This is a genomic window from Carboxylicivirga mesophila (assembly GCF_018271975.1).
Taxonomy (GTDB): Bacteria; Bacteroidota; Bacteroidia; order Bacteroidales; family Marinilabiliaceae; genus Carboxylicivirga; species Carboxylicivirga mesophila.
Genome location: NZ_JAGUCN010000008.1, coordinates 12,515 through 36,638, shown reverse-complemented (window position 1 = coordinate 36,638; position 24,124 = coordinate 12,515). Strand labels below are relative to the sequence as shown.

General features: G+C 42.2%; 12 protein-coding genes. 8 read left to right on the top strand and 4 right to left on the bottom strand.

The window, feature by feature from the left end; translation table 11 throughout:
• Nucleotides 1–3: 3 nt before the first annotated feature.
• From KEM09_RS08370 to KEM09_RS08355, 4 genes are all read left to right on the top strand, one after another.
• The gene (locus KEM09_RS08370) at nucleotides 4–1,500 is read left to right on the top strand and encodes a RagB/SusD family nutrient uptake outer membrane protein (protein ID WP_212227549.1); all 1,497 of its coding nucleotides are present in this window, start codon (nucleotides 4–6) and stop codon (nucleotides 1,498–1,500) included.
• Between the two features lie 11 nt (nucleotides 1,501–1,511).
• Nucleotides 1,512–3,221: a SusE domain-containing protein gene (locus KEM09_RS08365; RefSeq protein ID WP_212227548.1), complete on the top strand. Its 1,710-nt coding sequence runs from the start codon at nucleotides 1,512–1,514 to the stop codon at nucleotides 3,219–3,221.
• A 61-nt stretch (nucleotides 3,222–3,282) separates the two neighbouring features.
• Complete coding sequence (locus tag KEM09_RS08360; protein WP_212227547.1) at nucleotides 3,283–4,734, top strand: glycoside hydrolase family 30 protein; 1,452 nt, start codon at nucleotides 3,283–3,285, stop codon at nucleotides 4,732–4,734.
• Nucleotides 4,735–4,849: 115 nt separating this feature from the next.
• Nucleotides 4,850–6,316 (top strand): glycoside hydrolase family 30 protein, encoded by a 1,467-nt coding sequence (locus tag KEM09_RS08355; RefSeq protein WP_212227546.1) that lies wholly within the window; start codon nucleotides 4,850–4,852, stop codon nucleotides 6,314–6,316.
• A 95-nt stretch (nucleotides 6,317–6,411) separates the two neighbouring features.
• Here KEM09_RS08355 and KEM09_RS08350 read toward each other — a convergent pair whose 3' ends face one another.
• From KEM09_RS08350 to KEM09_RS08335, 4 genes are all read right to left on the bottom strand, one after another.
• A complete protein-coding gene (locus tag KEM09_RS08350; protein ID WP_212227544.1) occupies nucleotides 6,412–7,980 on the bottom strand; it encodes a glycoside hydrolase in 1,569 nt (522 codons plus the stop codon).
• A gap of 35 nt (nucleotides 7,981–8,015) precedes the next feature.
• On the bottom strand, nucleotides 8,016–11,045 hold the full coding sequence (gene lacZ / locus KEM09_RS08345; RefSeq protein ID WP_212227542.1) for a beta-galactosidase, LacZ type: 3,030 nt from the start codon (nucleotides 11,043–11,045) through the stop codon (nucleotides 8,016–8,018).
• A gap of 93 nt (nucleotides 11,046–11,138) precedes the next feature.
• A complete protein-coding gene (locus KEM09_RS08340) occupies nucleotides 11,139–12,677 on the bottom strand; it encodes a RagB/SusD family nutrient uptake outer membrane protein (protein ID WP_212227540.1) in 1,539 nt (512 codons plus the stop codon).
• 17 nt (nucleotides 12,678–12,694) lie between these two features.
• Complete coding sequence (locus KEM09_RS08335; RefSeq protein ID WP_212227538.1) at nucleotides 12,695–15,739, bottom strand: SusC/RagA family TonB-linked outer membrane protein; 3,045 nt, start codon at nucleotides 15,737–15,739, stop codon at nucleotides 12,695–12,697.
• A gap of 264 nt (nucleotides 15,740–16,003) precedes the next feature.
• Here KEM09_RS08335 and KEM09_RS08330 point away from each other — a divergent pair, with 264 nt between their 5' ends.
• From KEM09_RS08330 to KEM09_RS08315, 4 genes are all read left to right on the top strand, one after another.
• A complete protein-coding gene (locus KEM09_RS08330) occupies nucleotides 16,004–20,041 on the top strand; it encodes a hybrid sensor histidine kinase/response regulator transcription factor (protein WP_212227536.1) in 4,038 nt (1,345 codons plus the stop codon).
• Between the two features lie 320 nt (nucleotides 20,042–20,361).
• Nucleotides 20,362–21,741: a cadherin repeat domain-containing protein gene (locus KEM09_RS08325; RefSeq protein ID WP_212227534.1), complete on the top strand. Its 1,380-nt coding sequence runs from the start codon at nucleotides 20,362–20,364 to the stop codon at nucleotides 21,739–21,741.
• Between the two features lie 149 nt (nucleotides 21,742–21,890).
• Complete coding sequence (locus KEM09_RS08320; RefSeq protein ID WP_212227532.1) at nucleotides 21,891–23,120, top strand: serine hydrolase domain-containing protein; 1,230 nt, start codon at nucleotides 21,891–21,893, stop codon at nucleotides 23,118–23,120.
• 27 nt (nucleotides 23,121–23,147) lie between these two features.
• Nucleotides 23,148–24,122 (top strand): T9SS type A sorting domain-containing protein, encoded by a 975-nt coding sequence (locus KEM09_RS08315; protein WP_212227530.1) that lies wholly within the window; start codon nucleotides 23,148–23,150, stop codon nucleotides 24,120–24,122.
• The last annotated feature ends 2 nt before the right edge of the window (nucleotides 24,123–24,124 follow it).

Sequence of the window (24,124 nt, the reverse complement as noted above, 5' to 3'; positions counted from 1 at the left end):
ATCATGAATTTTAAAACATATATAATAGGGGGCCTAATCGTATTATCTGCCTGGTCGTGCGATGATTTCCTGGAACTTAAGCCCTTGTCAGAAGAGACCACGGCGACTGCATATACAAAACTGAGCCAAATTGAAGCCGCCTTAACAGGTGCCTATGAATCTTTCCAGTCAGATGCCTATGTATGGAACAATGTACAATTTCAGGATGTACGCTCTGATAACCATTATGCAGGTGGAGATAATCCATCCTTTTACGAAGTAGATTATCTGGATATTTCTGCTACCAATGACAAAGTCAATCAAAGTTGGGGCAATATCTATAATGCGATATTAAAAGCAAATATTGTTCTGGAACGAGTTGATGATGTTACGGATCCATTATTAACGGAGAAGCGCAAAAAGGAAATCATTGGCGAAGCCTTGTTCTTAAGAGCTTATCACTACTACAACCTGGTTAATTTATATGGAGGAGTGCCACTCATTCTGGAAGCAACAAAATCAACCGATGCGGGTAGCGTTAACATTCCTCGCTCAAGCGCTGAGGAGGTATTTGCACAAATCATTTTGGATTTAGATGAAGCCAGAAAGCTTTTACCAGATAACTATGGTAATAATGCTGCTGTGAACAAAGCGCGCGCTACTGCCGGTGCTGCCTGGGCATTAATGGCTAAAGCCTATGCTCAAAAACCATCACCTGAATATAATAAAGTACTGGAGTGTATTGCTGAAGTTGAGAAGAGTGCTGCTAATTATAAACTGATTGATTACACCCATCTGTTTGACGGGGCACATTATAACAATGATGAATCAATTTTAGAAGTGCAATGGATAGCTGGTTCTGACGGCAATTGGGGGCCACAGCTATTGTTGCCACCTTCAATAAGTGGTGATTCGTGGCGCAAGTTTGTAACTCCTTCAAAAGACCTGGTAGAGGCTTTTGACGCTGAAGGTGATGAGATACGTAAAAATGCAACCATCCTCTTTGAAAATGTTGCCTGGATTGATGAATACTATGGCATTGATGAACCAAGTGATGGTAATTCTATGCCAAACAGTGTGGCATTTGGTTACAAATGGAAACATGCCGATGGATGGTCAAGTGGCGATCGGCAATATCTGTTGCGCTATGGCGACATCGTATTACTAAAAGCTGAAGCTTTGAATGAAACGAATGAATTAGCATTAGCTGTTGCAGAGGTAAATCGCATCCGCAATCGTGTTTCATTGGATGATTTGACTGACGAGCAAAAGAGCTCCAAAGAGGTAATGCGTCAAACCATTCTCAATGAACGTCGACTGGAGCTGGCACAGGAGGCGCAGCGCTGGGACGATTTGGTACGCTATGGCGTAGTGGTTGAAACCATGAACAATCTGGTTGAAATTGACTTACGCAATGGTCAGGCTATTGATTACAATATGACAAGTGATAAAATTCTTTTGCCTATCCCGCAGCAGGAACTGGATCGAAACCCAAATCTAACGCCTAATCCATCAAACTAAATACGATGACAATGAAAACATTTAAGAAACATATATTGTGGGCAGCTTTGCTAATGCTCACGCTGTGGAGCTGCGAGGAGAAAAGCAATCTGCAGCCAGAAGGCAACTGGGATTTGAGTGCTCCAGCGTTAATGCCTTTAAATGGTGATAATAAATTAGTGCTTGATGAAGCGAATCCACATGGTAAAATTACTTTTAATTGGGAAGCAGCGGTTTCATCAGCTAAATATGGGGTGTATTATACTGTTGTAATTGATTCGTTGAATGCAAGCGATGCAAATCAACCAATCATTCAATTCAAGTCACTGGAAGGCGGCAAGAGCAACAGCGCTTCAATTACCAATCTGGAGCTGAACGATGCTTTATACATGGCAGGCTTCCTCCCCGGGCAGGAGCTGGAATTACAATGGACTGTTCAAGCCGTGTGCTTATCAAAGATGACAAGTGATGAAGCCGATGTTACTGTTACCCGTTACGATGATGATAAACTGTTTTTATCAGGTAGCGCAACCGAAGTGGGTGATAATGTAACGAATGCTATCAAGATGATGCGACTAAGCAACGGTGCAGGTGAAAAGCTGAAGTTATACGAGTCATACACTGAGCTTAAAGCCAATGAAGGCTTTTTGGTTTTTAATGGTCGTAGTGAAAATGCCATTGCCTATGGCGTGGACAACGAAGGCAAATTAGTTCGAGATGGTCAACCTATCACCGTTGATGCTGATGGTGTGTATCGCATCAATATTGATTTCGAGACCATGAGCATCTCATTCTATAAAGTCGATCGCCTGGGACTGATTGGTTCGCCACTTGCCGGAGGTTGGGGAGCTGATGAGGCCCTGGAATATATAGGTATGGGTGTTTGGCAAAGCGATATAAGTTTCCCGGGAACAGGTGGCTACATCATACGTGCCAATAACAACTGGGAAGGCATTATCAAACACAAAAGCGGTAGCGTGAACGATGTTGTCCGCGAAGATTTTGGTAACGAACAGGGTATTGCTTTTGAAGATTTTCAGCAAAATGAAGCTGGTTTATATACGGTTACATTAACACTTGATGGTAATAATTACACAATGAATCTGGAGAAAGCTCCTGAGCAACGTATGTATGTTATTGCCAACGGCACTGATGCTTATGAGCTAACCATGGTTGGCGATGGCATTTTTGCAACCACCAGCTACATCGCACTGCAAACAACAGACAATGTATTTGTTAACACCAAGGCAGATGGAAGCGGAATCAGCTACAGCATCAGCGATGCTATGGGACAAGGTGATGATAACAAAGTGGAGGCGACCGTAAGCATGTCTGAAAGTACAACTCCTTTCTCCCCTGCTGTGGATCAAGCTTATAGTTTTGTGGTAGATATTAAAACAGGCGAACTAAAGTGGCACTACTACAACCTGAAACTCTTCCACTGGGATGAAGTTGGTGGTGGTTGGGATACCCGAACAGAAACCTTATTAAGCTATTCGCATCCTTTCACATTTACAGCAACTGCTGACTTACAGGCCGGTTATCACTCGAAGGTATTCTCGCCATGGGAAATCTTGTTTGGAGCAGCAACAAGTGAAGATGTAAATGCATTAAGTGGAAACATGCTCAATGATGGTGGTGCAGCCAACATAGATAACATATCTACCTCTGGCACTTATGATTTTACACTAACAATTACAGCTGATTATTCAACAGGAACCTTCGAATTTGTATCTAAATAAATAGAGTGTGGAGTCCAATTAATGTTATTGGACTCCACTCTTACTAATAATAAGCAGGAAGATGAACCAAAGAATTATTCGACTAATCACTCCTATTCTACTAATCATTGTAATGGGCCTAATGGGTGCCCGATGTCAAAAGGATGAGCGTATTACACCTCCTCCTCCGGTTATGCCCGATGCATTGGATATATCCATGCGCTTATCAACCTACGATGGCGTAAGTAAATTTAGTCAGCAGGATATCAAGTTTTATGCTATTGAACCCAATAATAATCCAACCATAAGCATTACAGCTGAATCAAAATACCAGCAGATGGATGGTTTTGGATACACTTTAACAGGCGGCAGTGCCATGCATTTGAAAAATATGAGCGACAGTAAGCGCAGTCAACTGCTGTACGAATTATTTGATTCTAAAGATGATAATATAGGTGTGAGCTATTTGCGCATCAGCATTGGTGCTTCTGATTTAGATGCTGCTCCATTTTCATATAACGACTTGCCCGCAGGTCAAACTGATGAGGAGATGACGCAATTTTCACTCGCTCCGGATAAGCAATACCTGATTCCTGTTCTGAAAGAAATTTTAGCGATTAATCCTGACATCAAAATTTTAGGTTCTCCATGGTCTCCTCCCACCTGGATGAAAGACAACGGTGCCACCAAAGGCGGTGAGCTACTAAAAGAGTATTACCAGGCTTATGCAAAGTACTTTGTTAAGTATGTTCAGGAAATGCAAAAAGAAGGTATTATCATCGATGCTATTACAGTTCAAAACGAACCATTGCACCCCGGTAATAACCCAAGCTTGTATATGCCGGCAACAGCTCAGGCTGAGTTTATAAAAACGGCTTTAGGACCTGCTTTTGAAGCCGCTAATATCAGTACTAAAATAATTATATACGACCATAATGCTGATAAACCTGAATATCCGATTTCCATCTTGAACGATGTCGAAGCTAGCCAATTCATCGATGGTTCTGCCTTCCATTTATACGGTGGCGACATTGATAACCTGAGCCAGGTACACAATGCGCACCCGGATAAGAATCTATATTTCACAGAACAGTGGATTGGCGCACCGGGTAGCTTTGGTGATGATATGGTTTGGCATACGCGTAACCTAATAATCGGAGCGCCTCGCAATTGGTGCCGTAATGTATTGGAGTGGAACCTGGCAGCCAACTCTGCTTTGGAGCCTCATACTGATGGCGGCTGCACCAAGTGTCTTGGAGCCTTGACCATCGATGGTGATAAGGTGGCGCGCAATCCGGCTTATTATATTATTGCTCATGCCTCAAAATACGTAAGTCCGGGTTCGGTCCGTATTGAAAGTAATATGCCAAACAACTTACCCAATGTGGCCTTCCTAACACCCGACAATAAGATTGTTGTTATTGTATTGAACGAAAGTGATAGCGAACAGCAATTTAACATTGAGCTGGGTGAACAACTCACCAGTACAAAGCTGGCTGCTAAGGCTGTAGCTACTTACGTTTGGAAACAGTAACAAAAACTCATTTTAACCACATCTAACCTCATTTTTACCTCATCATACTTAACAAACCGTGACTTGATTAGCCTGTAAAAGCTAAGTTTATAACAATTACTAAAAAACAACCATTATGAAGTTATACATACCAGTATTAATGGCTGCTTTGGCAATAGCTTGCTCACCCAAGCAGTCAACTAACATGGAGGTGGTAAATAACAATTTGCCTTACAGTCCCGAAAAAAAGACAGTTCAAGTATTCGAGACATCAAAAGCAGGTACAGAACGAATGGCTGCCAAAGGAATTAATGAGTTTGGTGAAGCCAATCAACCTTTAGAATCAGAGGTCGCTGTTTTTGTTAATCCCAACAAACAGTTCCAAACTTTTATTGGTATCGGCGGAGCCATCACCGATGCCTCGGCTGAGGTCTTCCATAAGCTCTCGGCTGACAATCAAAAAAACCTGATGGATGCCTACTATGGCCCTAGCGGTAATGACTATACGCTGTTGCGCACCACTATTCATAGCTGTGATTTTTCCAGCGAAAGCTACACCTATATTGAAGAAGGTGACAAAGAGCTGAAGACATTTTCCATTGAACGTGATAAAAAAGAACGCATTCCGATGATAAAACGTGCCATGGCACAAGCCTCAGAGCCATTGCTATTTTATGTCAGTCCATGGAGCCCACCTGCCTTTATGAAAGGTCGCGAGCACATGCTACAAGGTGGCAAACTTTTACCTGAGTTCTACCAGTCATGGGCCAGCTACTATGCCAGGTTTATCAAAGCATACGAAGCCGAAGGTATGCCGGTTTGGGGCTTAACCATCCAGAATGAGCCAATGGCAGTACAAACATGGGAATCATGTGTCTATACAGCTGAAGAAGAAAGGGACTTCCTGAAAAACTACCTTGGTCCTACTTTGGAGAAAGAAGGCTTAAGCGATAAAAACATTGTTGTATGGGATCATAATCGTGACTTGATTTCGCACCGCGCCAACACCATTTTTGGTGATCCTGATGCGGCTAAATATGCCTGGGGGATAGGTTTTCACTGGTATGAGCGCTGGGCTGGCGGCGAATCTATGTGGCGCAATCTGGTTAATGTAAAAGAATCGTTCCCCGATAAACAGTTACTATTTACAGAAGGGTGCATTGAGGCATTTGATGAAACACAATACCAACGCTGGTCAAATGCGGAACGATATGGTAAATCAATGATCAACGATTTTAACTGCGGAACAGCCGGATGGACCGACTGGAATATCCTCCTGGATCACACAGGCGGACCAAACCACGTTGGCAACTATTGCTTTGCCCCAATACATGCCGATACGCGAACAGATGAATTGATTTTTACGCCATCGTACTATTACATTGGTCATTTCTCGAAGTTTATACGCCCCGGAGCCAAGCGTGTGAGCACGACAACTAGTCGCAGTCACATTAACAGCACCTCATTCATCAATACTGACGGGACAATGGTTACAGTAGTCATGAATGATACGGAGGAAGCTATCGACTATAAGTTGATTGTTGACCAATATGAAACAGTAATGGAGATACCTGCTCACGGTATTCAAACATTAGTCTACTAATACTAGGTTTTCATTAATATACACAAACACAAAAACGGGCATTCATTTTACCAGAACGCCCGTTTTATTATTTGTAATAATGCTACTAAAAAACCTTACTGAACATTACTAATGGTAACTACACTTCGTGATGGTATTATCAACTGCTCTCCCTCATTAATTTCTTGCTGAAAAGCCAGGTTATTTTCGTTCCTACCATCTGTCAGGTATACTTTCATTGGGCCATTCAATGAGGCATCATTGAACATAAACTGCACAGGAACCTCCGTATTAAGGTAATTAGTAAGAACAATAGTTGCCTGACTTTTATCTGTTGAAACAAATGCACATGACATAATTCCGGCAAGTGATTGTTCATCGGTTTTTGCATCACTTCTGGTGAGCATCACCCGCTGCATACCATCCTTAATAAAACGCGAATAGTTACCCAAGGCCCAAAGTGTTTTAGAGTCATACAGTGCCCCATCGTTTTTATTATAATCAATGTAAATCAATCCATCTTTGTAATCATAGGGACTGATGGCCAGCCACCATTGCCACGATGAAGCATTAGCTATAGCCAGATCGGTAAAAATAACACGCGAGGTGTATAAGGCTGTCTTCATGCCTAAGTCGCGCCCATTACCTTCTATTTCCGAATTATTTTCCAACACGCAGTATTCACTCATCCAGAATTCGACTGGTTCCGGATTACTTTTTATAGCGTCCTGCACTTTACGCCGTGTTGTGGTCATATCAGTTAACGGCCAGGTAGTATAATAGCTATGAGCTGCTATTTTGGGTGCCACTTTAGAAAGATTGCCCAGGTACTCTGATGAAGCAGGATCGAAGAAACTATAAACCTGAAAGCCTCTCCCTGCTTTTCCGCCATTCTCATACATAAAATTTAATTGAGCCGACTCTGGTATCTCAAGCAAGGCATCAACACCTTTTTGCTCAAAGACAGTATTAATCACTCTTGTTGCAGTGGCAATCTCCGTATTCTGGGCAGGTGTCCCCTCCTGGCTTTTGTTGGTCCAATCCCACTGTGGCTCATTAAACGGACTGATGTATTTCAATTTAACTTCATCCAGCTCGTTAAGTTTTATAGCAATATCAGCCAGGTAATTGGCAAAGAGAGAATAATTTTCTTCCACCAGGTTATAACTATTTTTATCCGAAGAAAACGCCTTCCCATTTTTAGTGAGACTAACAGGAGGGCTGTTAACAAAACCAATGAACTGATTCACACCTCTTTCCTTAGCTGCTTTTAGAAACCAACGCTGGCCCTGGTGTTTACTCCAATCATAAATACCTTTGCCGGTCATAAATGATTCAGCCCGTCGCCACTCATCCTCTATCTCGCTGGCAGTTCCCTGCTCAGAGCTACCAGCCCCAATATTAAATCGCCAGGTATTCAGTCCTATACCCTTCGGATGCCCTTCTGCATCCAGCTCTGTACTAAATAACCAATCGGCCATTTGTTCCTTTTTGTCCTCGGGCCAGTTTTTTCCAACAAACTGACAACTCCAGGCGTCGGATGCCCCAAAGCCATGCACCGTCTGACGCGTAGCAGCAGCCTCAATAGTCAGCTTTAGTACAGAGCCATCATCAGGTTTGCTTCCCGCCTCCTTTTGACAGGAGGACAGGGCAATAAACAATGCTAAATATATCTTTAAAATCATTTTTTGTTGCTTCTTGTTATTCATACTTCTCCTGACTAAAGTGGACAAATAGTAAAAGTATAATGATACTTATTATCCAGCAACTTGTAGGCATCGTGCGTATCATACCCCCAACTATTATCACCTCCCACACCACGCTGTTTCAGATCAATATTCACCTCCGTAATATTTCGTTGAAGTATTTGATAATAATGTGTCAGCTGGTTGTTCAGCTCTTCAATAGTAAAGTGATGCGTGCTCATCTCCAGTGGCTGCTTTCCTTTAATCAAAAAACCCTCACCCGCCTGGTTCATAATTTTCATCCAGCGCACTTGTGTTTTGTTACCACTCTCCTGTGGCCACACGTAAGGCGTATGCTGCTCCAACACTTTACCCTGATAGACATCCACCATAACACCATTTTGCCTGTCGCTATAAGACTCATGCGGTCCATTACCATACCATTCTACTAAATCATATCCGTCAGGCATTACGAGATTCATCCCCAAACGAGGTAACTCTGGCACTTTACCCTTACTCTTTTCAAAGTAGACATCTACCTCCACTGCTCCATCCGGATAAATTATATAATCGACATTGAAAACAGATTGCCCCACGTTGATGATGGATTTAGTTGATACCTTAACAAGTCCATCCGCCTTTTCTACATTCAGTGCGTTAACAGTACGCTTCGATTGCACATCGTACCATACGCGGCATCTGTTATGCATACCATTACCACGATCGTTGTTGGTCGGCACGCGCCAAAAGTTGGGTTGCAACCCTCTGCGCAGCAAATCCCTACCTTTGTATTTCCAATCGCTTATGTTACCTGTTTGCTTGTCAAAAACAAGGGTAAAATCCTGTCCGAATACATAGTGTTTCGCCTCATCTTCAGATAATGTTAAAGCACCTTGCTCAGTACTTTGTTTTATAGCTGGTGTAAACCTGTTTAGTTCAAATTGCTCTGTAGCTATGGTATACCCTTTTTCCAGAAGACCAAGCTCATCAGAAGTGCGGACAAAGAAATTGATAAAATACTCTACGCCTTCATCTGTTTGATAATCATACTTGACACTAAAAGATCTCTTTTCCTGAGGTTTCACAGAAGTCTTCAAATCAACAATCCCGTTTTGCACTACTTTACCTTCAGCTTTTATTTCGAAGTATAGCTCAAGCGCATCGGTGTTTCTGAAAAAGCTTTCATTGTAGAGCTTAAATTTGCCTTTTTGTAAATCCGTTGCAGATATCCAGAAATCCTGATATACCTTTTTCACCTCAAACAAAGCCGGTTTTGGCGTTTGATCAGCAAAAATGAGTCCGTTTAAACAAAAGTCGCCATCCGATGGAACATCCTGCGGGCCAAAATCCCCTCCATAAGCCCAATATTTAGTGCCATTGGGTAATTGTTGTGCTATTCCCTGATCCATCCAATCCCAAATAAAACCGCCCTGCAGCTGTGGTTCTTTACGAATCAATTGCCAGTAATCCATTATGTTACCATTGCTATTACCCATGGCATGACTGTATTCGCATTGTATCATTGGACGATGATCATTCAAGGAGAGAAACTCCTCCATCTGCTCAATCTTATAATACATGGGGCACACGATGTCGGTATATGACTCCAGCCAGGCTTGCTCATACTGCACCAAACGGCTGTTATCACGTTCTTTAACCCAGCGGGCAGTCGCTTCAAAATTTTGACCTGAGCCTGCCTCATTGCCCAGAGACCAAATAATTACAGACGGAAAATTCTTATCTCTTTCAACCATATTCATGGTACGATCCAAATGAGCGGCTTTCCAATCCGCATTATTTCCCAGGGTTTTATCCAAAGTGTAACCATCATTCCACAAAGAGCCCATGCCATGACTTTCAATATTGGCTTCATCAATCACATACAGGCCATACTGGTCGCATAAGCTGTACCAGTAAGGATCAACCGGATAATGACTACAACGTACTGCATTGATATTAAACTGTTTCATTAATGTAATATCACGCAGCATGGATGCCTCTGACACCACATGGCCATTGTACTCATGGTGCTCATGCCGATTGACGCCCTTTAACAAAACAGGCTGACCATTCACCAACAATTGCTTATGCTTAATTTCTACAGTGCGAAACCCCACCTTTGAGTCGCGGACATCAATTGTCTCACCCGCTTTGTTCTTAAGCACAAGGTATAAATCATACAGATTGGGTAACTCAGCACTCCATTTGTCCACCTCAGGCACGATTGCTTCAAAGCTAATATCGTTGACTGTTATCGGCTTAACTTCCTGATAAACTAACTTTCCTGCAGCATCCAGAAGTTGAACTTCAAGTACTGAAGCATTATCTATTCCTTCCAATGCTACATCAAGCTGAAACAAACCATTCTTATATTGGGCATCTAACCCTCCTTTAACAAAGAAATCCTGAATATGAGTATGAGGTAAAGCATACAAGTACACATCCCGTTCAATACCACTCAATCGCCACATATCCTGATCTTCGAGGTAACTGCCATCACACCAGCGATACACCTCAACTGCCAGTTTGTTCTCACCTTTTTGGATATATTGGGTGATATCAAATTCGGCCGGTGTTTTGGAGTCTTGTGAATAGCCCACTTGTTGCCCATTGACCCAAACGTACATAGCCGAATTCACAGCGCCAAAATGCAGTATTATTTGGTTTCCATCCCAACTGTCTGGCACTGCAAAGGTGCGTGCATATGACCCAACCGGATTATATTCGGTTGGAATATTGGGCGGATCCATTTTAAACGGATACTTCACATTGGTATAAATGGGTGTACCATAGCCTTCCATCTGCCAGTTGGCAGGCACAGGAATCGTTGGCCAATCATTAACCTGGTAGTCCACCTTATAAAAGTCCTTGGGGCGTTGGGCTGGATTAACCGCCCAATTGAAAAACCATTCTCCATTAAGGGAACTGTAAAAAGCAGATTGCGTCTTATCACCCACTATCGCCTTATCCATTGAACGATAGGGAAACGACCATGCATAAGCCTGACGTTTACCTTCGCGAAATACCATTGGTTGTTCCCATTTGTTTTGAGCAAAAGCTGTCATACCTGATAAAAGAATTATCAGAAAAATCCTATATTTTATATCTACCATAATCAGATAAAAGGGGGACAGACAACGCTGTCCCTTTTGTCGTTATTAATATCCGCTATTCTGTTTCAAAGTGCCTTCCGACAAGTCAATCTCTGCCTGAGGAATAGGAAACAATACATGCACATCTTCATCAAACAATTGACCTTTGGCGTTACCGGCGTCATAATCTGAATTAGCACCCAGATTATAATCCACAAATTCCTCCATCACCTCCCTGAGACGCGGCGAGTTAGGGTATTTAAGGCCCTTTTGACGTTTCAGGTCGTAGTAACGATGTCCTTCCAATGCCAGCTCCATCCGTCTTTCGTGATAAATATCAAGTAAGAGCTGCTCACCCGTTGAACTGATACCACTCAACCCTACGCGTTGCCTTACTTTATTCACCGAAGCAATGGCTTCACCCTCATGGTCATTGTGCCAGGCAGCTTCGGCATGCAGCAATAGTAAATCAGCGTATCTAAACAAAATGTGGTTAAGTGGGGTACGCGTATGTTCCGATTGAGCAGGACGATCATTCCAGGCTATCCAGTATTTTCGGTTGATGCGCCCCGTTTCATTTTCCGACAATTGAGTATCATAGCTTGGATAATCCTCATCTACATAATCACCATGCTTAATAATGGTTGCATTACGGCGCGGATCGCCTGCCATAAAGTTATCGAGGTGACTGGATGGTGTGGCAAAACCCCATCCGCCATCGGCACGGCTGCGTGTGAAGACTGGTAATACTGTACCTGCATCCAAAACATTATCAAATACCGTCTGGATTTCAAAAATAGAACCATTGCCATTGGGATTATGAATACTCCAAACATTGGTAAAAGGATCGTTCAGGTTATACTCACCTGTATCAATGATTTGTTTGGCCAATGGCTCCGCATCACTCCACTTCTCCTGATAAACATAGGCCTTCGCCAGGTATGCCAAAGCAGCCCCTTTAGTTGCGCGGCCTATAGCTGACGCAGTTTGTTCTGAACGCTCCGGTAATACGTCTGCTGCTTCCTTCAGGTCCTTTTCAATTTGTCCCCAGATTAAGGCTGCAGCCACACGTTCCTGCTTAGGGTCATTAACCGTTAATGGCTCTAGCAGAAGAGGCACATCACCAAAGTTCTTCACCAGTTCAAAATAGGCAAAAGCCCGCAGAAACTTTGCTTCGGCTAATACCTGAGCTTTAAAAGTATCACTAACAGGGGCGTCAGGAACGTTTTTGATAACCAGATTACAACGGTACACCTGCTCGTAGGCATATTGCCATTTATATTGAATCCATTCATTTTGAGGAGTAATATTAAAACGTGCCAGTTCGCCAAAATCACGTTGGTCACCTTCTAGGGAGTTACCCTTAAATGCATCATCAGAACAAATATCGCCCACCAGGTAGAAAAGATCATTTTCCCACCAGTCTTCGGGGCTTAATGAAGCATAGCATCCTGAGAGTGCCTTCAAACATTCATCTTCGTTGGCAAAATAGTTTTCCAGCACCTGCTTTCCCAGTATCGGCTGATCCAGAAAATCATTACATGATGCCCCAAACACCGCAAGTATACTTAGTACTATAAAAATTCGAATATTTCGTATCATCATTCTTATTATTCAAAAGGTTAAAATGAAATGTTAGCACCCACCATAAAGATGCGAGGCAATGGATACTGGCCCCAATCAATACCTCTTTCGAGAGCACTGCCACCAAGGTCCACATCCAGGCCATCAAACTTGGTTAGCGTAAACAAGTTTTCACCACCAATAAATAAACGTGCATTACTGATTTGAACACGCTCCAGCCAATCTTTCGGCAGGTTATACCCCAGCTGCAAAGATTTTAAGCGCAGATGTGATCCATCCTCTATGTAATAATCGGAATAAATAAAGTTGTTGTTATCGTCAATAGCAGCCAGACGAGGTTGCGAATTACTTGAACCTTCGCCATCCCAGGCCTTGTCTAACAACCCGGCAAATGAGTTGTAACGCTCACTTCCTGTTCCTGCATATGGTTTCACCGCATTCAACACATCATTGCCATACGAACCTGTAAATAACATACTCAGATCAAAGTTTTTATATCCGAAATTCATATTGATACCGAAAGTGAAGTCAGCTTCCGGATTACCAATAACAGCGCGGTCATCGGCATTTATTTTTCCATCGCCATTCACATCCCTGAAACGCATGTCACCTGGTTGAGCATGGGGTTGCAAAACATTACCAAACTCATCAGTATAGTTAATCACCTCGCTTTCATTCTGGAAAATACCATCGGTCACCATCCCATAAAATTCACCGGCAACACCATTCTCTACTGTGCGGGTTAAATTTTCGAGACGCTGATGATTTCCACTCCAAATAGCTTCTCCTTCAACTAACTTGGTAATTTTACTACTGGCTTTTGATACATTCAAAGAGTGAGTCATGCTAAAGCCGGACGCATATTCTTTTCGATAGGTAAGAATGACCTCAAATCCCTTTGTAGTTAAAGTCCCAATATTTGCATACGGCGTGCTCCAGGCCGAGCCCAGATAATATGGAATAGAGGTCGCCAAAAGCATATCTTTTGAACGTCGTTCAAAGTAATCGACAGAAGCTGTTAATCGCTGATTCCAAAAACCAAGATCGGCTCCAATGTTCATATCCTCTACTGTTTCCCATTGCAAATCGGCATTACCTACCGAAGCTGGTGCCTGGCCCAGGCTAATTTCACGCTCGGTACCAAATACATATACAGTTCTTCCTAAAGTTGTTAATAAGGCATCGTTATTAATGTTGTCATTTCCCACTTGTCCCCAGCCGGCTCTTAATTTGGCCTGACTCAACCAGGCAACATCGCTCATAAATCCCTCTTCTGACAGGTTCCATGCGCCCGATACTGATGGAAAATAGCCCCAACGGTTCTCTTTATTAAATCTGGATGAAGCATCTGCTCTAAAAGAAGCAGTCAACAAGTATTTGTCACCAAATGAATAATTGGCACGTGCCAGAAATGATTGACGGGTACTTTTATTGTTACTGCCTGAAGCAAAACGTTTGGTATCCTCGGTTGAATCAATGTAGCGTAGGTCGGGATGATTATTTGGTGCATTATACCCCTCACCGTATAAGTAACGGTTTTCATCACTTTCCATGGTCATACCGGCTGTTAAATTTAAGCGATGTTCGTTCAGTTGCGTTTTATAGTGCACCAGGTTGTTCCAGGTATATTGTGTTCGGTTATTATGACTCCGTGTCACCCAATTCTCATTTGTATAGTCTGTAGACTCGATAAAATAAGTTGGACCAAAATCATTATTTTCCCATTCACTCAGGTAAAAAGCAAATTTGCTTTCAGCAGTTATTCCGTGCCCTATATCAAAATTGGCGAATACATTACCAATGGTTCGTAAATAATCTGTTCCGCTGAAAGAGCGAGCCAGCGTTCCCATTGGATTGGGCACATCCGTATACAATGTCGGATGATAGATACTATACTCGTTCTTACCTTCCTGCTCATAATCGGGCAGATAAACCGGTATATTTGGCTCAACACGTTGCACATCCCATACCAGGTTAGGACCGTTATCCGTCTTATCCTTACTCAGGCTTAAATTCTGCCCAACGGATAACCACTTGGCTAGTTTATATTCGGTATTCAGCTTCATGGTGATGCGCTCATATCCACCGCCTTTTACCAATCCATCCTGGTTGAAGTAGGAGAAGCCGGAGGCTATCTTCATATCCTCGGTACCCTTATTTATACTGAGTGAGTAGTTTTGTATCGGTGCCAGTTGGGTTACTTCATCCCACCAGTTGGTCCCCTTTCCAAAAGCCTCAGGATCGGCAAAAGGTGCATCTAAACCTGAATTGGCAGCTGCTTTATTAACTATTTTAGCATATTCAGTAGCATTAGCCATATCCGGTTTTTTAGCCGCATCCTGTATACTGTACGTTGCATCAATGGAGATATTCGTACGTCCATCTTTGGCTTTCTTGGTTTCAATAACAATGACCCCATTGGAGGCCCTTGAACCAAAAATAGCACTGGCTGAAGCATCCTTCAACACCTGTACATTCTCAATATCTTTAGGATTTAACCAACTGATATCGTCCATGGGTACATCATCAACCACATACAAAGGATTGTTATTGTTGATAGTTGATATTCCTCTAATTAAAATAGAGGCTTCACTACCTGGCGAACCACCATTGGAAGACACCTGAACACCTGCCAGTTGCCCCTGTAAAGCTTGGGATACATTAGCTACGTTACGCTTAGCCAGTTCATCTCCTTTGACGGTTGAAATAGCACTGGTCAGATCTTTCTTCTGAACTGAGCCATAACCAATAGCAATCACCTCACTTAATTCTGTCGCTTCTTCTTCAAGGTTGATGTTTATTTCTTTTCGGCCGGCCACTGCCTCTTCAACCGTTTTGAACCCAATAAAACTAAAAACCAGAATATCATCTGCTTTAGCCTGAATCGAATAGTCACCATCCATGTTAGTGATGGTGCCAACAGTGGTGCCCTTTATACTAATAGAGACACCCGGCAGAAGCTCATCTCCAGATTTAACACTACCGGTTATGGTTAATTCCTGCCCCAAAGCATAGGGCATAGTCAACACATTAAGCAGTAGAACTAATAATAGCACCTGATAGTGCCTGGATATTTTTTTCATAGTCTGCTTGAATTTTTTAATTATTAAATAGTCTTTTGAATCTTGTTTAGCTATTAGTCAATCAACAACTACAAACCTATTCAAACACTGTGCAACACAAAATAGGCAAATTGTCCATTTAGAAAGCCCTTTTGTCCAATCATATCTAAATTTTAAAAGGATGAACAGAATACCCATACAAAAGACCAATCACCCCCTATCCCCCTGAATCTTTGATGAGCCTATAATACCTTCAGTTTTTATACATTTGAAATAAAAATACTTGTGAAACAGATATTCCTGCTCTCCATATTACTCATTACCCATGTCCTTTCTGCCAAAGAATCTACCGATAGTCTCTACTTTAGAAACCTGAGAATGAAAGATGGCTTACCCGGCAGCTCTATTTCCACGATCATTCAGGATTCGCTGGACTTCATATGGATTGGTACGAATGATGGTCTTTGCCGCTATGATGGTGAGAATTTCAAAGTATTTAAGTCCATACCCAATGACTCTGCTTCTTTATCTGACAATACCATTCAAAACCTGTTCCTGGATCATAAAGGCAACTTATATATTATGACCGCCCATGGGCTGGATTACTTTGACCTGAAGCTGCAGAAAATCACACGGATTTCGGCCCATGATGACGGTGATTTGGCCGATGCCTCACCTACTGATATTGTCGAGACGAATACCGGTGACATCTATATCAGTTCCTACTATGCTGGTATCAGTTATAAAAAAAAGCACGATAAAGCTTTCAGCTATCTGTATGAAGATCCTGATATCGAAACGTCCCTTTCATCAGACCGTATCAGCTGCCTGGAATTGTATGAGGACTCACTATTGATTATTGGATATTGGGACAATGGTATTGATATTTTTAACCTGTCAGATTGGAAAAATCAAAGCTTTTCGGCTTATACCAATGAACAAACCATTCCGAGAAATATTAATACCATGGTGCTGGATAATAACAGTGGCTTATGGATAGGCAGCAAGCAGGGGCTGTCATACCTGAACCTCGAAACCAGGCAGGTCAGTAACTATTTCTACAACAAAAAGAAGCCTAACTTTTTACCAGACAATGATGTGATTGCCCTTTACATTGATCACAATGAAAACATTTGGATGGGAACACGGGATGGCGGATTATCCATCGCAAAGTGTTCTGATATTATACAGCATGGGCCTGCGGCGAGCTTTTCAGGCTACACCTCCAGTTATGATAAAGGCAGCTTATCCTACAGAACGGTCCTGAGCATCTATCAGGATAAGAACCAGGATATGTGGGTCGGCACTCATGGAGGTGGGCTCAATTATGTTGAAAATCGTGAAAACAGGTTCTCACACCTGCAGCATCAGCCAGGCATTAGCAACTCACTTTCGTATGACAAGGTGTGGGGCATAACGGAAGCAAAAAATGGGGATATTTGGTTGGGAACCGACGGCGATGGAGTGAATGTGTGGTCAAGCCCCAAAGGCCTTACTCAACATTTCAAACACATTGAAAACAATCGTTCCTCATTATCAGATGATGCGATTATTAGTGCCTGTACTGACCACCAGGGCACTATCTGGTTAGGAACATATGAAGGTGGCATCAACCGCTACTTACCTGCAACAAATTCATTTAAAGCCTATAAAGCACCTCATGATATTCCGGTTAATGACATCAGGTGCCTCTATGAAGATAATGAGCGTACCCTATGGGTGGGCCTGAACCAGGGAGGTATATGCTACTACAACCGAAAAACCGATCGCTTTATTCAACACCCTGCAATTACAAATGAGGATGTAAGAGCCCTTATCAAGGTAAATAATACCCTATGGATTGGAACATACGGTAATGGGCTTATTGGTCTAAACCTGATTAATCAAAAAATCAAGCGATTTGATGTTCCCACCGATGTAGCAGACCACAAAAGCCCTCCAATCATCTTCTCATTGTATTCAAACAATGCTGAGTGCATTTGGATGGGAACAGCCAACTCTGGCTTATGCCGCTTTGATATCCAATCGGAAACATTTCACAGCTACAAAACTTCAGATGGTCTAAGCAACAATAAAATTCACAAGATACTAAGCAACCAACCCAACACCCTATGGATGAGTACCAACAGTGGCATATCACAATTTGATATTACATCTGAGAAATTCATTAACTACGATTGGAATCAAGGTGTTCAATCCGAAGAATTTCATAATGGATCTGGCATCATTACTAATTCCGGCATATTCATTTTTGGTGGCATTAAGGGTGTCAACCTGTTTAATCCTCAAGATTTTAAACCTGCTCAAAAACCTTCTAATGTGCGATTCACAAGTCTGAAGGTGCTGAACCAGGATGTATCCGTTGAATCACAGGACATAATCCAACAAAGCATTGAGTTTAATCCTGATATCCATCTAAATTATCATCACACCATATTTACTATTGATTTTCAGCTGGTAAGATACCCCTCATCGGCAGATGTGGTCTATCAGTATATATTGGAAGGCTATGATAAAACTTGGAACATCTGTGGCTTAGAACAATCAGCCACCTATCGTAACCTGCCTCCCGGAGAGTACACCTTCAGGGTAAGAAGCACCGATAAAGCCGGTTATATAAGCGATGAAGCCACACTCCAAATATTCATGACTCCACCCTATTGGAAAACAAAGATTGCCTTTGGTGTGTATTTGCTGTTACTAATCCTTATTGTTTTCGGCATATTCAGATACCGTGTTCAACAATATAAGATTAAAAACCGGCTAAAATATGAACAAAAACTCCGCTTAAAAGAAGGTAAATTACACGACGAGCGATTGGAATTCTTTACTAATATCTCACATGAACTGCGCACACCGCTAACCATTATCAACGTAGCTCTGGAAGAATTGGCAGTACTGAAAAACACCTACCCAAAAATCAGGAAATCGATTGATGTTGCCTTAACAAATTCCAACCGGCTGATTGAACTGGTTAATAAAATACTCGAATTCAGGCAAGTTGAAACCGGTGTTTCCAAACTAGCTGTGAGTGAGGTTCACCTGAATGGTTACCTAAGTGAGTTTCTACAAGGCTTCCGTGAGATGGCCAGGCACAATTCGGTCAACCTCAAGTTGCAACTGCCTATTGCAGACGTGACTTTATGGGTAGATATTGATAAGTTTTCAATGATACTTAACAACCTATTATCCAATGCATTTAAACACACTCCTTCAGAAGGTACTATCATATTAAGTGTGGATGAGGATGATCAATACATTGTGCTTAAAGTAGAAGACTCGGGCAGAGGCATCCCACGTAACATTCAGAACAAAATATTTAAACGCTACTATAAACTGGATAATAAATCAACCAACACCGGCATTGGCCTGGCTTTAACCAAATCATTGATTAACCTCCACCACGCCACCATTACTGTAGAAAGCATGGTAGGCAAAGGTTCGGTGTTCTCAGTTAAGTTTCTAAAAGGAAACAAGCATTTTACAGCCAATCAATTCTATGATAGCGCAACAGCAGAAAACAATGAGACCAAACCTCAGCTTAGAACATCGAAAATAGAAATAAAAGATAACGAACAGGTCATCCTGCTGGTAGATGACAACCTGGAAATATTGGAATTATTGAGTGATAAACTTAAAAGCGATTACAAAATACTAACCGCTACTGATGGGCAAGAAGGCATTGATTTTGCCAGAGAATACAGTCCCAACCTGATAATTTCGGATATTATGATGCCTGGGATATCGGGCACTGAACTTTGCAACACCCTAAAGGCCGATGAACAAACCAGTCACATCCCCATTATTTTGCTAACGGCTAAAGGCACTTCAAATGATGAAATTGAAGGACTTAATGCCGGTGCTGATGACTATATCTCCAAGCCATTTAAAATTGCCGTACTTCAGGCACGCATTAAAACAATACTGGATAACCGCATTAAACTATTCAACTATTTTTCAACGAATAACGGGGGCAAGCAAAAACCACATGATGAGCCTAGTGAGCCCGATAAGGAAATGGAATTTCTGAACCGGGTTGAACAGTACGTGCTGGATAAATACCTGACCAGCGAAGTATCCGTTTTCGAACTGGCCTCTGAATTGGGTTTTAGCCGCACCACTTTATATCGCAAAATAAAAAGCCTCACAGGATTGTCTATCAACGCATTTGTCAGAAGTGTTAAAATCAAAAAAAGCGCCGAATTAATTGCGCAGGGCATGAATGTATCAGAGGCTGCTTTCTACATTGGTTTTAACGATTTAAAGTATTTCAGGGAAAGCTTTAAGAAACAACTGGGAAAGAATCCTTCCGAGTTCAAATAAGGGGGTAATCTGTTCCATGTGTCATCTCAGATGGACTTACCATTAGTAAATGACATACAATTAAAATACATATAACATTGATTATCTGTGCAATATATACACATAAAGCAATTGAACAGTTTATCCCTGACAATTGGACATTCAGTAACCCAAGGCTAAGCAGCTAATGCTATACATTTGTTATCAGCTAAAAAGTCAATTAACTAAAATCATTAAAAACACAGTTTTATGAAACGAACTAATGAGCTTGGTAATTGCTTGGTTCATATCCTTGATAACATCATTAGTGAGTTTCTTACGACCATTGAAAAACAAATCGTATGAAATCATTACTAAAAATACCGTTTACCTTTTTGATTTTAGCAGCCATCCTGTTATTGGGTTGCGAAGATGACGACAAAGCGGGCACTCCGCCAACCGCTGATAATGTAACCGATGTGATTTTAGCTGAGCCTGGTGACAATATTACATTTGAAGGCACTTTCAATGCTGAAGATGGCTTTTCAAAAATATCACTGATTAATAATGAGATAATGCTTGATAAGCAAATTGTATTTGCCAATCATGTCACACAGTATTACCTCGATTATAAATTTATAGTTCCAGCAACAGCCGCATTAAAAATATATGACATTACTATAACGGCAGAGACGCTGGCGGGAGAAACTGAAAACTATACCACAAAGGTGGATGTTGCTACGCCTCCTTCGGTTGATGTAACAACAGACTTTGTTGCATTACCGGGTGAGGAAATAACTTTTGAAGGTACAATCACTGATGCTCAGGGACTCACCGAAATTAAGATTGTGAATGCCGGCATTGGTTTGGAACATGTGATTGAGCTGGCCGATAATCCTACCAGCTATGAACTCAGTTATACCTATACCATTCCTGTGGTGTCGGAGATGAAGGTGCACAATGGAACTATCGATGTTGCCAATAAAGCTAATCGCACCACTACTCTACCAATGAAAGTTAACCTTTCAGGCGATGATATTGTGTATGAAAACATATATGTGGCTGGTGGCTTTCAATGGTGGACCTGGAGTCCTCACCTGGCCTACCCAATGGATGTTGACCCGAATGATGATAAGTGGTTTGAAGTACCGGTTCATTGCTGGGACGGCGAGTATGAAGAATTGAAGTTCCTTGGTCAGCTGGATTGGGCTCCTGACAACTGGGGGCTGGTTGATCAGGCAGATCCATCAAAAGGCATGTTGAATGACGAAAGCAGCGCCACTATTTTACTGGGTGCTAACGGTGCCAACCCGGCCTATAAAAAGGTCCGTTTTAATCCTTATACCATGCAATACAGTGTGGAGGATATAACCGATGTGGTGACGCCTAGAACAGAGATGTTTATTGTTGGTAATGGTTATCCGGCTTATCCTGATTTGGATTGGAATCCAGAAGCTGCCATTCCAATGACTCAAAACCCATATGGCTATGGCGAGCACATCTTCCTGATTGAAGGGCTGGAATTTAGTGATGATGTGAGTCTTAAATTTATTGGCCAGACAACCGGATGGGATTATGATGCAGGCTTTGATGTTGCAGAGCAGGAAGTGAGTGCTCCTGTTAACTGGGTGAAAATAAAAGAGGGAAGCGGAACCAAAGACCTTAAATTTAAAAATCAGGCCGGTACGTATACTGTTCTCTATGATTATTACCTGAAACGAGCACTTATCTGGCAAGAATAGTGCAGTATATCACAGCAAGTCCACCATACACTCAGGTGGACTTGCTATATCATTTACTTCGGAACATTCGTAAATAATATCTTCTACTCATGTAGCAGCCTGATTTTATTTCACAAACTGTTCCGCTCACCTGACAGACAATTTGATTTATGAAAATTAATCTACCATTAATTTGCATGGGGATTGCTATGCTTACACTTTGGGCTTGTAACACCAGCAAAAACCATCAAATATACAATGATGCCCAGCTCGATTCGCTATTTATCCATGCAATCGAACACCACAAAATACCCGGCGCAGTGGCGTTAGTATCATACCAGGATACCATCATCTATCACAAAGCTTTTGGCTGCCGGAATATTGATGCACAGACCAGGCTTCTGAACAATGATATATTTCGCATGGCTTCCATGACCAAAGCCTTAACGGCGGTCGCCATCCTGCAATTGCAGGAAAAAGGCCTGCTCAACACCAGTGATTACGTTTACCAATACCTGCCCGAATTTAAAAGCCCCCGCTTATTAACAAAAGTACTGCCGGATTCGAGCTTTAGAGCTATTCCTGCCCAATCAGACATTACCATTCACCAGTTATTGACACACACTTCGGGCATAGCTTATGGTTTTCAGGATGACCAATACAATGCCCTGATATTAAAAAACAACATTAGTGAAGGCTTTGGCCACGATACCAGAACATCTCGGGAGAACATACAAAAGATAGCCGCTCTCCCCCTTTTACATGAACCCGACTCTGCCTATACATACGGACTTAGTTTTGATGTGCTAGGGGTGCTCATCGAAGAAGTCTCAGGCCAGCGTTACGATGAATATATTACAGAGCACATATTGAAGCCATGCGGGATGCACGACAGCTACTTTATTATTCCTGAACAACATCGCCACCGGCTACCAGATGTATATGAGCCAGCGGATAATGATGAGTTACAAATAACATCATATGCCGATACAAACTACCCTTGCCTGAGTAACAGACAGTTTTTCTCAGGAGGCGCTGATTTATGCTCCACCGCCAAAGATTACCACTCGTTTTTACAGATGCTGTCAGCAAATGGTACCTTCCAAGGCCACCAGGTGCTTGCTCCTGAGTCAGTGGCAGCTATGCTCAGCAAGCAAACCTCACTCGGTGAAGGTGATTCATACCAGGGATATGCCGCCTGGGTAACCAATGCCTTGGGGGCCCAAAATGGTCTAAGTAATGAAGGTACCTATGGGTTTGGTGGCTTTTTCGATACTTATTGCTGGACCGATCCAAAAGCCAATATTTCAGCGGTATTGCTTCTGCAAATGTACCCTAACAATAACCACCAGATACATGAGAAATTTCAAAAGCTCACCTATGAGCTAATTAATCAATAAACAATTTTTCACTTAAAACCCTTTATCATGAAACATTTTCTACTTTTAATTTCAGCTATTTTTTGGACTGCAGTCATGCAGGCTCAAGTCGATGTAACGTTTCAGGTTGACATTAGCTCCCGAACAGATTACTATAATGGAGGTGCTGTTTGGGTGTATATGGATGCTGACTGGAATGAGTACTATACCATGACGGATGATAATCAGGATGGTATCTACTCCTACACCGTTTCCTATGCCGAAGGTACCGCAATTACCTTTAGCTATTCATACCAAACCGGTCCCGACGAATGGAATGATTATGTGGTTGAATCAGTACCAGCTGAATGTGCCGATGCCAATGGTTGGCGCACCTTAACGGTACCTGCAAGCAACACAGTACTGGATGCAGTAGCCTATGGTAGCTGCAGTGCAACGGCCATTCCAAAGGTAACAGTCATTTTTAAGGTGGATATGAGTAACGAAACCGTCTCAGGCGATGGTGTTCAAGTGGTGATCAAAAACCCATGGATTTGGACAGCAATGAGTGATGATGGCAATGGTATCTGGTCGGCTTCTGTTGAGCTGGATGGCAACACCACCTACCCCTACACCTTTGTTAACGGTGCACAGGACTATTGGGATGGTGAAGAATCCATTACAGGCGAATGTAATATGGGTACTGCTGAGGCCCCCGAACGTCAGGTAGCAGTGGCTGAAGAGGATGTGACACTCAGTGCTGTCATGTTTGGTGCATGCGATGCTGCCACCTCTATCTCATCGGTCAGGGATGAAGAAGTTACCATTTATCCAAATCCTGTTGACGAAATGCTGGACATTCAGTCATCATTTCCGATAAAAGCCATTAAAGTGACGTCGCTAACCGGTGAAAGCATTGCCTCTTTCAATGGCCAGGGCAATAAAAGCTCCACGGTTAATTTAGGTGCCATCAAAGGGGGCGTTTACCTTTTGACAGTGTGTGGCGACGGTATCCAAAAGCACCTTAAAATCCTCATCCGATAAAG